Below are 13,625 nucleotides of genomic sequence, written 5' to 3' on the forward strand. Positions count from 1 at the left end.
CAACTAGTATTATCTTTAGTCTCTAAACATTTTTCTCGATGAGAATAGAGCACGACTTTCTTGGCGATAAAAGCATACCATCCGATGCGCTCTACGGCATTCATGCAGTGAGAGCGGTGGAGAATTTTCCCGACACCACCCGATTTCATGCCGAGTGGTATAGAGCCGTGGGGCTAACCAAGTTGGCCTGCTACCTCACCTACCAAAACTTTAAGAAGGCAACCACAGAAAGTTATACTCCAGACAAAATCCCCTTTGCACTTATGGAGGACAAGGTGGTTAAAGCCCTGATTGAAGCTGCCGAAGAGGTTTCGGAGGGAAAACACTTTGACCATTTCATTGTTCCGGCCGTGCAAGGTGGAGCCGGGACGAGCATCAACATGAACGTAAACGAAATTATTGCCAACCTCGCCTTGATTAAGATGGGTGAAAAGCCCGGCAAATACGACCTTTGCGATCCCATTGAACAGGCAAACATATTCCAGAGTACTAACGACGTTATCCCAACAGCACTGAGGGTTGCCACCATTCAACTCCTCGAAAAGTTGGAGGAGGCCATCAACACACTTAGGAGCAAGATTGAGGAAAAGGAGAAGAGCAACCGTAACGCCATTCGGGTGGGCTACACCCAAATGCAAGAGGCGGTTCCATCGTCGTTTGGGCTACTATTTAGCAGCTATGCCGACGCCCTTTCGCGCGACTGGTGGCGGGTGTCCAAATGCTTTGAGCGTATTAAAGTAGTGAATCTTGGTGGCGGAGCCATTGGTACTGGCATGGGTGCGCCGCGCTACTTCATTATGGAGGTGGTGCCAGCGCTGCAAAAACTAACCGGCCTTCCCATTACCCGTAGCGAAAATCGTATGGAGGCCACAGCCAACCTCGACACCTTTGTGGAGATTCACGCCACGCTGAAAGCTCACGCCGTTAACTTAGAAAAGATGGTGGGCGACCTGCGCCTCCTCGCCTCCGATATTGCCTCCACCAGTGAACTCGCTATTCCAAATCGGCAGGTTGGTAGCTCCATTATGCCAGGGAAGGTGAATCCGGTAATCCCAGAATTTGTGGTAAGCGTAGCGCATAAAGTCTACGCCAACGACCAGCTGATATCATCACTCTGCGGACAGGGAGTTTTAGAGTTGAATGCCTACCTGCCTGCCATTGGTCACGCGCTGCTCGACTCGTTGAAACTGCTCATAGCCGCCAACCAAACGCTGGGCAACAACCTATGGGAACACCTGATTGTGAATGCTGAGGCGGCAGCCGAGAAACTGTTCCAAAGCCCCTCTATTACCACTGCACTCACGCCCTACATTGGCTACCACCGTGCTGCTGAACTGTCGAAGCACATGCGCAAAAAACATTGCAGCATATTTGAGGCAAACAAGGCATTGCAACTCTTCCCCGAAGAGCAAATGGCGCAGTTGCTTGCACCCGACAACCTGCTAAAGTTGGGGTTCTCTCTTAAAGAGTTAGGAGAGAGTTAATTTGTAGTGCCGAAGGCACTACAAATCACCCACTCTTAATTTTTTACCATACTGCCGAGCCTTTGGCACTCCGTATCGCGCAATTGTATTCTAAAATCACATCAAATTAGTCCCGTAAGGGACGACAGTATGGTAGAATAATAAGGCCACCAATATGGAGCTAAGTGCTGAAGGCACGACAGAGCCTAATCATAAAATTCAAACAGGTATCTATCGTCAAAATCTATCTCATACTTCTTTAGAAACTCCAAATATTCTTCTCTAAATGTTTTATTGGCATGACGATGTTCCTGATTCATAATATATTGAATCACGCCGTCTCGTTGAGAACGACTATAGGTAAATGCTGCATAACCAGTCTGCCAAGAAAATTTTCCCGGCATAAAATGATTCTCATTCATCCATTTTGACGAACTGGCCTTAATTATCTGAATAACGTGTGCAAGGGAGGCAGTAGGTGGTAACTCAAAAAAAATATGTAAATGATCTACAAATCCATTTACTGCCAGAGGAAACATTTCATTACTCTTGATGATACCACTCACATATCGATTGAGTCTTTGACGAATGTCAGCAGTTAGAATGTTTTCACGCCCATTTGTTGCAAAAATGCAGTGGACATTTATTTGAGTATAGGTGACTGACATCTTTATTAATGTTTTATTGACATACTAGAATATCTAAGATGCATAAATTTACAATATTGGGCCTATCAATACAAATGTGTCGTGCCTTCGGCACTTCAAATTTACACCCTCGCAATTTTCTACCATACTTTCGTGCCTTCGGCACTCCGTATCGCGTAAATGAATTCAAAAAACACATCAAATTAGTCCTGCTAGGGGCGACCGTTTGGTTGAATAATCAATCCAACAGAATGCTAAGGCTACCTAGCCAAACATCAAAAAACTTGACTCAATTGGTAAAAAGGCACCACCAAAACTCATCAACATAATTGTAATTTTAACGCTTACCTTAATTAAAATGCCTCCTTTTTGCGACAACTCCAACAACTGCTATCTTTACAAAAAATTTCCAATGGCAAAGGGCAAAGAATCGTTTCCTCATATTGGCATTTACGGCAGAAGAAACTCGGGTAAGAGCACAACCATCAACTTTTTGGCAGGTCAGGATGTGGCCATCGTTTCCGACGTGGCTGGCACCACCACCGACCCGGTAAAGAAGTCGTTTGAGATTACTGGTTTTGGACCCGTCGTGCTGATTGATACCGCCGGCATTGATGATGAGGGCGAGTTGGGACGGCTAAGGATTGAGAAAACTTTGGAGTCTATTAAGTCAGCGGACCTTGCCTTGCTTGTTGTCACCAGCAACAACATTAATGGTAGCGAGGAGATGCTGATAGAGGAGTTTGCCAAGACAGACACCCCTTTTATTGTTGTCCACAACCAGAGCGACCGTAGACCGCTTCTTCCCGAATTCTCCACTACTATAGCTGACCGTTACCACGTTCCAGTGGTAGCCATCAGTGCGCTAAAAAAGGAGGGGTTAGAGCCGCTGCTAAAAGTTGTTAAGGAAACTATTCCAGAGTATAGTTTCAAGGCGCCATCTCTCCTTGGAGACCTTGTTGGCTACGGCGATGTGGTGTTGCTCATAACCCCCATCGACGTGGAGGCACCAGCAGGAAGGCTCATTCTGCCACAAGTGCAAGCAATACGGGACGTGCTCGACAACGATGCCGTCGCCATTGTTCTTAAGGAGCGGGAGGTAGATGGATTTCTAAGAAAAACTGGCATCAAGCCAGCGCTGGCAGTCACCGATAGCCAAATCTTCAACAAGGCCGACGCGGCAATTCCACGCGATATTCCGCTCACCAGCTTCAGCACGCTGCTGGCGCGCTTCAAGGGCGACTTTGAGAGTTACCTCAAAGGCACACCCAAAATTGCAACGCTCAAGGATGGTGATAAAATTCTAATTTTAGAGAGCTGCACCCATCACGTCTCCTGCGACGATATTGGCCGGGTGAAAATTCCCCGCTGGATTAGCCAATTCACCGGCAAGAAGCTAACGTTTGAAGTGGTAACCGGGCTGGATAAACTGCCCACCGACATTAAGGATTATGCGTTGGTAATACAGTGCGGAGGCTGCGTAATTACTCGTAAGCAGCTGATGAACCGGCTTCGTCCCGCCGTTCAGGCTGGCGTTCCGGTAACCAACTACGGCATGGCCATTGCCTACGTTCAAGGAATTTACAACCGGGCTATTGCACCATTCACTAACCAGCAATCCGACCCTAGAGAATACCTGTAGCCGCGGTTGTTTAATTCTTTACAACGCGGAAGGTTATGCGGTTACCATTCTCTTGAATAATCCCAGAATAGATACCCTTTGCCCATCCTCTGGTGGATACATGCTGTTTCTCCCCAGAAAGTGTTGAATGGTAAACCACTCTTCCCGCAAGGTCGAATATTGAGATGGAAGCACCAACAAGGTCTGGTGTTACCTCAACCACAACAAAGTCACCGGCAGGATTAGGATGTATTCGAACTTTTGAAGCAACATCCAACTCCTTCACTGAAACAGGACTACCGTTTTGAACCATCAGCAATTCACCATTAGGATCAAGCGTAACTGAAGTTGGCTCCCCCGAAACAGGAATGGTAAATTCCTGTCCATTTTGAGTCCACACCACCGTTGTATCACGCACCCCTCCGCTGAAAGCAATGCGCACATCCATGCTCATCCTAAAAAATGGAACCGAAATGTCACTGGTGATCTGGTTCAACTTTAAAGTAACCATGCCAGTATTATAGTGATATGTAGACGAAACGGTAGGAAACCCCTTGCCATAGTACCACTGGTTAAAAAACCAAGAGTAGTCCTTTTCGGTAAAACTATTGAGCACGGTCAGAAAATCAGCGCCGGTTGCCGTTCCATGTCCATATTGTGTCAAAAATTGTCTGAGCATTCCAAAAAATTCCGTATCGTTGCCCAACTCCTTACGAAGCATGTGTATAATGGCTGCTCCCTTTTTGTAGGAGAGGTAGTAATCGAAAATCCTATTTTCATTGGTAGCATCACTCGCTGGAACGTATACGCTGCCATGCGGTTCCATCAAGGCCATTGAAAATGCGCTGCTCATCCAAGCCGCAGCAGAAGATGTTTGCCCGCTAAACTCCAAATAGAGGTATTCGGAATAGGAGGCAAAGCCCTCGTTTATCCAAATGTCCTCCCAATCGGCACAGGTAACATAGTCGCCAAACCATTGGTGCGCCAATTCGTGCGAAATCAAATCGGTAGTGAAAGTGCTCAATGTTGTAAGCGTTTGATGCTCCATACCACCACCGATGGGCGCCATTACATGCCCATACTTTTCGGTGCTAAACGGATAAGGAGTGTAAAGTTGGGAGAAGACTTCAATCATATTAGGTGTGTCATCAAGAACCGCTTGGTATGTGCTTAGACACCCCGATGTATTGTAAATGAAATTCTGAATTGGTACTGTTTTACCAGAAACCAAGACACTATTGTCATACTCCTGATAGTTACTTATTGTCATGGCCAGCAGGTAGTAATCGATTGGATAATGAGTAATCCACTCATATCGAACCGTGCCATTCCCCATGTCGGTTATCTTGGTAAGCAGTCCATTGGAAGCCGCCTTAAGAGTCGAAGGCACGGTTAAGAAAACGTAGGCCGAATCAGCCTTGTCGGTTAAAACCTGCTTCACCGGAAACCACTCGTAGGCATGAAACGATTCGGAGAGAGTCCATAGTATGGTTTGGTTCCAGTTGTAATCCTTGGTGCTCTGAATACCGGCCATTCCCACTGGTGTTCCCGAATAGTTGACATGTACCATCGCCATTTCATTCAAGCCAATAGGTGTAGCTGGAGTAATCTGCAATTCATTGGATTGATGGGTGAAAGTTGCATCAACGCCATTCACCTGCACCAATGATACGGTAAGCTGATTGAGCAATTGAAAAACAATTGTTGAAAGGTTGCTTACGTTACTTTCAACTTTAATTTCTGTAAACCCGGCAATGGTGGTGCTTGTATTGGTAGCACTAAGGTCGATGTGGTAAAACTTTACATCATAGTTGGCCATATCGGCAAGCTGGCGCGTCGTTGGACGAAGCCCGGGAGTTACAAAAGTTGGTATCTTTTCTTGAGCAAACAAATGGCTCGAAAAAAGAGACAAAAAAAGCAATGCGGTTACCAATAATCTTGACCTTTTCATTTTGCATGGTGTTGAAAAAACTTACGACAAGTTATGAAATATTTTTCCACCACAGAACACCATGGTTTGTGGAATAAAAAAGGCAGATAACTGATTAGGGTATTAGGTTTTTAGGAATAAGGAGCTACTAGTAAACCTCCACCTCAAAAAGCTTTGGCCAATACTTACCTGTGATATACATGCGATGTGTTGTTGAGTCGTAAGCAATGCCATTAAGCACATCGGTATTCTCCTTCCTGTCGGATGGTTTCAGTAGATTGCTGAAGAACACATCGGCTACCACCTGCCCAGTTTTAGGATCGATTTTAACGATGCGGTCGGTCATATACACGTTAGCCCAAATATAGCCGTCGATATACTCCAACTCGTTGAGATTATGAACAGGTCCCTCGTTATCGTAAACCTGAATTCTGCTTTTTTCAGTGAAGTATTCAGGATCCATGTAATAAAGAATGTTTGACCCATCACTCATCACCAGCTGGTTACCAATGGTGGTAATGCCCCAACCCTCGGTAGGGTAACTAAATCGATTAATCAGCTTAAAGGTGTTCAAATCGTAAACAAAGCACACATTGGAACGCCATGTTAGCTCATAAATCTTATCACCAAGGATGGTTATCCCTTCGCCAAACATATCGGCTGGAATAAAAACCTGCCGCAGCACCTTGCCCGTGGTAATTTGAACCTGTCGAAGATTACTCTCACCCAGCTGTCCAGTTCCCTCCAAAAAATCGCCTTTGTAAACGAGCAATCCTTGAGTGTAGGCGCCAATATCGTGAGGGTAAATATGCTTTATGCGAAAATTCAGTCGAATAGGTTTTTCCTTTGGCAGCACCTTTAGGGTAACCGATTGTGAATTGACCTCCTTGCCAGAATAGGCCACAACGCGAAGTTGCCTAATTCCCATTTTTGCATTCTGGGTATTCCACGTAGCATCGTTCTTCGAAAATTTTGCCAATAATAAAGCGCCGTCAAATAATCTTGCCGAGTCGATCGGATATTTCTCCGACTTAGGAGCAATAGTAAACGGAACGACTTCTCCTGCCCTTACCACCGACCCATCGGAGGGGTTAGAAACAGAAAACAGTTTCACCTCACTTGCCGCCTCTGAAGAGGTGGGGCTTGTGGTTTTTTCGCTAGTGTTGCCACAACCCATGAATGCCATTAACAACATGGTTGTGAATGCCTGAATCAACATTCTATTCATTGTTCTATCTTCTAAATATGTTCCAAAAACTTTTACTTCTTCTTTTAAGAGCACGCCTTTCCTGCTGAGGATCAATCGCAGTTTCTTCGGGGCAAAGCATCTCCCATACCCTTCTCCAGCCGGGAAATCCCCCAAGATTCTTATCGTCAATGTATATATCGGCATCGATCTTTCTCGATACAGTTACATCGAGAACCTCCTCGGCATAGTTATTATTCACTGCATAAAATTCTACTCCATGCTGCCGACAAAATTCTACCGCCTCTTCCAGCTGCTTCCCAGTTCTGTATGTCCAAAGAATCAACAGAAATCCCCTACGCTGCAGCAACTTCATTGTTTCAAATGCAAAAAGCATCTCCTGGCCAATGGCCGGATAAGCATTCTCAACAATTGTTCCGTCAAAATCGACTGCAACTTTTACCATATTGTCTCTAAAATGAATTGCCCAAATTTAAGCGATTAAAGCTATAGGTTATCGAAAAGATGTTAGAATACTGACCAACGCCCACACTTCCAATGTTGGTAAGGGCATAGTCGAGCGTCCAGCCGTGCCATCTCACACCCATTCCTAGGTTTGGCTGAAAGGTATAGCTCTTTTTTCCGCCAAAATCCTGCTCCTCCTGAATATTGTTAATGCCCATGCGAAGAAAGACTAGCTGGTTGTAACCAACCTCTAGCCCAACCTTGGGATCAATGCTAATTGGATTCGAGGAGATGAGCGTGTGGCGTCTCCCATCGAATGTAACGTCGAGATTAACTTCGGCCAACGCCGTAACTTTGCCGGCCACCTTAACCAATCGCGAAACACCCGTCACCAGCCTTGGCAGGGTGAGCTCCACATTTTGTGAGGGAGCCACATTAAAGACTGAATCCCCAACAGCAATTTCAAGATTGGAGGAGTTGAAAGTCCAGTAGGTAAAGGTGGTGGTAACATCCTTCAAGTTGGCTCCGACCACCCATCCGTTGAACGATTTTTTTGCGGCAAGGTCAACGCCAAAACCATAGCCGGCAGCAAACTGGCCCACATGCCGGTAAATTATTTTTGCACTTCCGCCCACGTCCAAGCCCAACGAAGCAAGCCGCTTTCCATAGCTCAGCATAAATGCATTATCGGAGGTTGAGAAGAGGGAAATGCGGTTGTAGTCGAGGTTTCCATCCTTATCGATAAGGTTGGTAGTATTTAAAATATCGTCAACACCAAGGCGAATGAAGCTCAATCCAAAACCAGAAACAGAGTCGACCCTATATGTAAACCCTGCATAGTCGAAGCTGGCAATTCCAGCAAAGTATTCGGCATGCATGGCACCCACAGTATACTTTTGAGGTGAAGTAGCCAAAACCGCAGGATTCCAGTAAACACCAAATGCGCCACCATCGGAAGTTAACACGGCTGTCCCCATGCCCAGTGCGCGCGCCCCTACACCAATCTGTAGAAAATCGTTACTATACTTAGGAGCCGTTTGTGCAAAAGCGTTTGAAAACCCTAACAAAACAAGCAAAATGGCAATAGCGGTTTTAAGCCTCATGAGGTGTAAATTCGGGGAATAAACTTATACAAATGGACGGTTTTATCCAAACTACAATAAATAACTTAACTTTACCACACTTATTGCATAACATTCCTTTATATCATGAGCATTACACGTCACATTCCTAATGCGATAACCTCGCTGAACCTTTTCTCTGGGTGTATTGCCATTACCATGGCATTCAACGGCAACTTTGATATGGCTGCCGCCTTTATTCTACTAGCTGCTGTTTTCGATTTTTTCGATGGCATGACTGCTCGACTTTTAAAGGCATACTCCGACATTGGAAAAGAGCTCGACTCGCTCGCCGATATGGTAAGCTTTGGTGTAGCTCCATCGGTAATATTTTTTAAACTGATGCAGCTGGGATTTTCCGGAACCCAAGGCATCATTGCCGACTACACTCCTTACCTCGCATTTGTTATTGCTGTTTTTTCGGCACTTCGACTGGCCAAATTCAATATTGATACTCGCCAAACAACCTCATTCATTGGATTGCCTACACCAGCTAATGCACTTTTTCTTCTCTCCTTTGGATTGCTTTATACAAGCAACATGGGCCTGAAATCGATAGTGTTGAATCCATACATTTTGTTGGTAGTGGCGATTGTATTCTCGCTACTGCTTGTTGCCGAAATTCCCATGTTTGCTCTGAAAATAAAGAGCATGAAATGGAAAGGAAACGAGGTTCGCTACATTTTCTTGGGACTATCAGCCGTGATTATAGTGCTACTTCACGAAATGGCACTGCTGGGCATAATACCTCTCTACATCCTTATGTCGCTCATTACCCAGAGAAAGTAAATTGCTTAACAAGGAAATTTCTTCTCGCTGCTACTAGTTCTTATTACTGCTTCCTGACGAAGTATGGATTCCTTGTGCACCATCTCAAGCAGGCCTTTCACAAAGCTGGGACTCAAAGCAAGTGGTTCAGCTTGTTCCAACCAATCTCGAAGCATCTTTTCGAAACGGCTAACCTGCAAAATGGTAACATTTTGCTGCTGCTTAAACCGTCCAATTTCCTCGGCAATTTTCATCCGCTGAGCAAGTAATTCCAACACCTGCCCGTCGATGGAGTCTATTCGCTGCCGAAGTGTTTCAATACACCGCGAAAAGTCGCTATCCGCCGTTGTGCTAGTTGGAAACGACATTGTCGTAAGCGCCTCTTGTAGCTGCTGTGGCGTAAGTTGCTGACGGGCATCGCTTAGCGCCGCAGGAGGGTTAATGTGGGTTTCTATCATCAGCCCATCCATGTCGAGGTCGAGGGCTTGCTGGGCAATACCCTGCACCAACTCCCACTTACCAGAAATATGGCTAGGGTCGCAAATAAGCGGTAGATTGGGAAAAAGACGCTTAAGCTCGATGGGGACTTCCCACCTTGGTATATTTCGAAGACCACGTTTTTCGAATGGGTAAAATCCACGATGGATGGCTGCCAGCTTACGGCATCCCTCCTTGTTGAGCCTTTCCAGTGCACCAATCCAAAGTTCAATATCGGGGTTAATTGGATTTTTAACCAGCACCGGTACATCCACTCGGCCAAGCGCAGCCGCCAACTCCTGAATGGAGAAAGGATTTGAAACGGTGCGCGCTCCCACCCAGAGAACGTCGATTCCCCGCTTCATTGCAGCCTCAACATGGGCAGGGGTTGCCACCTCAACAGCCATTTTGAGTCCAGTTTTCTCCTTTGCTTCGGCAAGCCACTCCAGCGCTTGCAAGCCCATTCCTTCAAATGTTCCAGGTCTAGTGCGAGGCTTCCACACACCAGCACGATAAATGGAAACGCTAGGAATAAGGGCAATCGCTTCTGCAGTGGCCATTACCTGCTCCCGCGTTTCAGCGCTGCATGGTCCTGCAATGATTATTGGCCGGCCAAACTCCTCACCAAACCATTCGTTGGTTGAAACAATATCGAGCATTAATTTTTTCTTCAAAGTTATAAATTACCACAAAACATATAAAACGAAATGGGGCTGCTAACCATTTCAGCAAATAGTTGCAGCCCCGAGAGTAAATTCAAGAAACCTATTCTTCAGGTTTAGCCTTTTCGAGTTCTTCAAATTTCTCGATGGCCCACACTATCACTCGGTATGAAACATAAATCAGCACCGGCCAACTTACCAAACCCAATATTTCAGTTAGATATTTCATCAGTGTAATTTTTAAATTTTCAAGTTCCGACTCACCTTACGTAAATAAGGTTGGTTACCAATAGGATTAATAAACATGAATATCTTCATTCATCTCGGCAGCATCAATCTTTTTATTATTGATGGCTCGCCAAACATAAAAGATATAGAGCACAACAAATGGAACCAGCAGCGACACTATGCTCATGGCCGTTAGGGTAAACTTACTCGAGGAGCTATTGTAAATGGTAAGCGAACTCTGCAAGTCGAAAGTAGAAGGATAGTAGGCTGTATTGTTGTAGCCCACGGTAAGGAAAAGTGCCAACACTGTTAGCACCACACCGGGTCCCGCAAACCAAATTCCCTTGGTGCTGCGCTTCAAAAGTGATGAACCAATACCCCAAAGCACCAGCACAACGCCAACAAGCAAAACTCCAAGCACCGCTGGCATCGCCATTAGGTTATGGAAATACTTGTAGTCTTCCATAAACACCTTCCCATTGGACGGATTAACGGCAAATCCCTGCGAAAGCAATACAGAAATCAGGAAGTAGAGAAAGAAAACAAGAAACGGTATTGCGTTGTATAGTAGCTGTTTTTTCGATCGAGCAAAAATATTCTCCTCATCAATATTGTTCATAAAGTAAAGTGTAGCAAGCACTCTAGAGAGGAAAAAGACGGCCAAACCAAGAGCAACATTCTGAACATTCAGCACCGCTTCTAGCCCGTGGAAAGGGGCTTCCCATGCAGAGATGGTAGGATGAGCAAGGTTAGTGAGGTTATCCTTGGCAACCGAAAAGGCCGATCCGGAGAAAAAAGTCCCCACAGCAGTTCCCAGCAAAATTGTCCCCAGCAATCCATTCAGAAACAGGAATATCTCAAAAGTTTTTGCCCCAAGGAAATTGCTTGGTTTGGAGCGGAACTCGTACGATACTGCCTGAATAACAAAGGCTAGAAGAATGGCCATCCACACCCAGTAAGCTCCACCAAAGCTGGTAGAGTAGAACAGTGGAAAGGATGCAAAGAAGGCACCACCAAATGTCACTAGCGTTGTAAAGGTAAATTCCCATTTACGGCCTAAGGAGTTAACCAACATTCGTCGTTCATCCTCGTTCTTGGCCACCGTGTAAATAAGGGTTTGGCCCCCCTGCACAAAAAGCAAAAACACCAAAAGGGCAGCAAGCAGTGATACAATGAACCACCAGTATTGCTGCAACAGCATGTAGGTTGTGTCTACCATTTTAATGTCCTCCCTCTTTAGTTCCTATTTTGATTTGCTTGAACATAATCTTTAGCTCCGCAATAAGCAGCAAGGTAAAGAGGAGGCCAAACAGCCAGAAAGTAATTTGAACTGCGCTAGCATCGATGCGCGAAACAGCGGCAACTGTTGGCAGCAAATTCTGAATTACCCATGGTTGACGTCCTACCTCGGCCACTATCCATCCAGCCTGCGATGCAATGTAGGCCAAGGGCACCGAAATAATTAAAAGTCGGAGCATCCAGCGCTGTTTTTGCAACCGCTGCTTAAATACTAACCAAAGCACAACGGCAAAAAGGATAATGAAGTAGAAACCCAAGACCACCATAATGTGGAAGCTATAAAAGGTAAGTGGAACGTTAGGTATTATACTAGAAGGATCGTTAAGGTAGCCGTAACCAAAGTATTGAAAGTTTTGCTCAAGCACCATTTTGCTGAAATTCATCAACTCCTTATTCCCATCCTGCTTGGCTTTGCGGTAATCGGCCAGCGCTTGAATAGCTACTCTTCCACGGCTTATTTTTTGCTGCGCCGAAAGGGAAATTTGAGCATTGCCGTCGGCATCAACGTAGGTATAACCATTTACCACATCCTTAACACCGGGGACAAATGCATTTACATCGCGGTAGCTAAGCATCGAAAGCAGCTTAGGTATTTCAATCTTAAATGCAAATGCACTCGTGCTATCGTCGTATTTTTTCCCAGGATTAAGTATGCCAAAGGCAACAAGACCAGCGTTGGTCTTGCCAGTGTATAAACCCTCCATGGCCGCCAGCTTCATCGGCTGCTTTTGCGCAACCTGGTAGGCCGAACCATCACCTGTAAAAGCGAGGAAGAGTGAGCTAAGCAAACCAAAAACACCAGCAACTACGATACTCCGTTTGGCCATAAGAATCTCTCGCCCTTTAAGCAGGTACCAAGCACTTACTCCCAAAACAAAAAGCGAAGCAAGGACGTAACCCGAGGTTATGGTGTGCATGAACTTATTAATGGCCACCGGCGAAAAAAGAACATCCCAAAAATTCACCATCTCATTTCTAGCCGTGTCGGGGTTAAAGGCCATTCCGGCAGGATATTGCATCCAGGCATTGGCTACCAATATCCAAAGTGCAGAAAGGTTAGCACCAATGGCAGTAAGCCAGCTGGAGGCAAGGTGAAACTTCTTACTCACCTTATTCCACCCAAAAAACATAACTGCAATAAAGGTAGACTCCAGAAAGAAGGCCATTATTCCTTCGATGGCCAATGGAGCTCCAAAGATGTCGCCCACAAACCAGGAGTAGTTGGACCAGTTGGTACCAAACTCAAACTCCAGAATAATTCCAGTAGCAACTCCAATGGCAAAGTTGATACCAAAAAGAGTCATCCAGAACTTGGTGGCTTTCTTCCACTCTTCGCTGCCAGTTCTCACGTAAAGAGTCTCCATAATGGCGACAATAAACGCGAGTCCAAGCGTAAGCGGGACAAAAATCCAGTGATAGATTGCCGTCAGCGCAAACTGTGCTCTGGACCAGTCAACAACCGATAGGTCAATGTTTCCAATCATAGCTTAAGCTTATTTAGGGTTTGTTAATTGTTCTATCACATGGTCACTGCGTTCCTTGTCGGTTTTGAAGTTCTTCTGAAGAATATTGGGAAAGAAGAAGAGCTTTAAAACGACAAACATTATAAACAGTTTGATAATAATTAATGCCCATAGCGTCTTACCGAGAGTCATGCTTTTGAAGCCCTCGTAGTAAAACATAAACACCCGATACAACCAACTTTTTTTCTTCATAGGTTCCAACCAAATTTAGGATAAAATTGCTTAGGTCGATAAA

The 13,625-nt window shown here is 45.3% G+C and carries 12 protein-coding genes; 3 read left to right on the forward strand and 9 right to left on the reverse strand.

The genetic code is table 11. From position 1 onward, the window contains the following. Positions 1-38 precede the first annotated feature (38 nt). The gene (locus tag VMW01_08320; protein HUW06253.1) at positions 39-1,484 is read left to right on the forward strand and encodes a lyase family protein; all 1,446 of its coding nucleotides are present in this window, start codon (positions 39-41) and stop codon (positions 1,482-1,484) included. Positions 1,485-1,669: 185 nt separating this feature from the next. Here the strand turns inward: VMW01_08320 and tnpA are convergent, their stop codons facing one another. Beyond that, complete coding sequence (gene tnpA, locus VMW01_08325) at positions 1,670-2,131, reverse strand: IS200/IS605 family transposase (GenBank protein ID HUW06254.1); 462 nt, start codon at positions 2,129-2,131, stop codon at positions 1,670-1,672. A 391-nt stretch (positions 2,132-2,522) separates the two neighbouring features. Between tnpA and hydF the strand changes: the two genes are divergently transcribed. Continuing rightward, positions 2,523-3,752: a [FeFe] hydrogenase H-cluster maturation GTPase HydF gene (gene hydF, locus VMW01_08330; protein ID HUW06255.1), complete on the forward strand. Its 1,230-nt coding sequence runs from the start codon at positions 2,523-2,525 to the stop codon at positions 3,750-3,752. Positions 3,753-3,762: 10 nt separating this feature from the next. On the opposite strand, the gene VMW01_08335 is transcribed toward hydF, so the two are convergent. From VMW01_08335 to VMW01_08350, 4 genes are all read right to left on the reverse strand, one after another. After that, entirely contained in the window at positions 3,763-5,682 is a 1,920-nt protein-coding gene (locus VMW01_08335) for a M1 family aminopeptidase (GenBank protein ID HUW06256.1), read from the reverse strand. Between the two features lie 127 nt (positions 5,683-5,809). Beyond that, positions 5,810-6,889, reverse strand: a complete 1,080-nt coding sequence (locus VMW01_08340; GenBank protein HUW06257.1) for a glutaminyl-peptide cyclotransferase — start codon at positions 6,887-6,889, stop codon at positions 5,810-5,812. Between the two features lie 4 nt (positions 6,890-6,893). Beyond that, positions 6,894-7,313 (reverse strand): hypothetical protein, encoded by a 420-nt coding sequence (locus VMW01_08345; GenBank protein HUW06258.1) that lies wholly within the window; start codon positions 7,311-7,313, stop codon positions 6,894-6,896. Positions 7,314-7,320: 7 nt separating this feature from the next. Next, a complete protein-coding gene (locus VMW01_08350; GenBank protein HUW06259.1) occupies positions 7,321-8,415 on the reverse strand; it encodes a hypothetical protein in 1,095 nt (364 codons plus the stop codon). Between the two features lie 105 nt (positions 8,416-8,520). Here VMW01_08350 and pssA point away from each other — a divergent pair, with 105 nt between their 5' ends. After that, entirely contained in the window at positions 8,521-9,222 is a 702-nt protein-coding gene (gene pssA, locus VMW01_08355) for a CDP-diacylglycerol--serine O-phosphatidyltransferase (GenBank protein HUW06260.1), read from the forward strand. A gap of 5 nt (positions 9,223-9,227) precedes the next feature. On the opposite strand, the gene VMW01_08360 is transcribed toward pssA, so the two are convergent. From VMW01_08360 to VMW01_08375, 4 genes are all read right to left on the reverse strand, one after another. Beyond that, entirely contained in the window at positions 9,228-10,352 is a 1,125-nt protein-coding gene (locus VMW01_08360) for a chorismate mutase (GenBank protein ID HUW06261.1), read from the reverse strand. A 91-nt stretch (positions 10,353-10,443) separates the two neighbouring features. Continuing rightward, positions 10,444-10,569 (reverse strand): hypothetical protein, encoded by a 126-nt coding sequence (locus VMW01_08365; GenBank protein ID HUW06262.1) that lies wholly within the window; start codon positions 10,567-10,569, stop codon positions 10,444-10,446. Between the two features lie 66 nt (positions 10,570-10,635). After that, on the reverse strand, positions 10,636-11,787 hold the full coding sequence (locus tag VMW01_08370; protein ID HUW06263.1) for a cytochrome d ubiquinol oxidase subunit II: 1,152 nt from the start codon (positions 11,785-11,787) through the stop codon (positions 10,636-10,638). 1 nt (position 11,788) lies between these two features. Further along, positions 11,789-13,351: a cytochrome ubiquinol oxidase subunit I gene (locus VMW01_08375; protein HUW06264.1), complete on the reverse strand. Its 1,563-nt coding sequence runs from the start codon at positions 13,349-13,351 to the stop codon at positions 11,789-11,791. Positions 13,352-13,625 lie beyond the last annotated feature (274 nt).

The organism is Williamwhitmania sp., from assembly GCA_035529935.1.
In the GTDB taxonomy this organism is placed as follows: Bacteria; Bacteroidota; Bacteroidia; order Bacteroidales; family Williamwhitmaniaceae; genus Williamwhitmania.

Coding starts and splice junctions, on each gene's coding strand:
- VMW01_08320 (HUW06253.1), top strand. CDS start 39: ATGAGAATAGAGCACGACTTTCTTGGCGATAAAAGCATACCATCCGAT.
- tnpA (HUW06254.1), bottom strand. CDS start 2,131: ATGTCAGTCACCTATACTCAAATAAATGTCCACTGCATTTTTGCAACA.
- hydF (HUW06255.1), top strand. CDS start 2,523: ATGGCAAAGGGCAAAGAATCGTTTCCTCATATTGGCATTTACGGCAGA.
- VMW01_08335 (HUW06256.1), bottom strand. CDS start 5,682: ATGAAAAGGTCAAGATTATTGGTAACCGCATTGCTTTTTTTGTCTCTT.
- VMW01_08340 (HUW06257.1), bottom strand. CDS start 6,889: ATGAATAGAATGTTGATTCAGGCATTCACAACCATGTTGTTAATGGCA.
- VMW01_08345 (HUW06258.1), bottom strand. CDS start 7,313: ATGGTAAAAGTTGCAGTCGATTTTGACGGAACAATTGTTGAGAATGCT.
- VMW01_08350 (HUW06259.1), bottom strand. CDS start 8,415: ATGAGGCTTAAAACCGCTATTGCCATTTTGCTTGTTTTGTTAGGGTTT.
- pssA (HUW06260.1), top strand. CDS start 8,521: ATGAGCATTACACGTCACATTCCTAATGCGATAACCTCGCTGAACCTT.
- VMW01_08365 (HUW06262.1), bottom strand. CDS start 10,569: ATGAAATATCTAACTGAAATATTGGGTTTGGTAAGTTGGCCGGTGCTG.
- VMW01_08370 (HUW06263.1), bottom strand. CDS start 11,787: ATGGTAGACACAACCTACATGCTGTTGCAGCAATACTGGTGGTTCATT.
- VMW01_08375 (HUW06264.1), bottom strand. CDS start 13,351: ATGATTGGAAACATTGACCTATCGGTTGTTGACTGGTCCAGAGCACAG.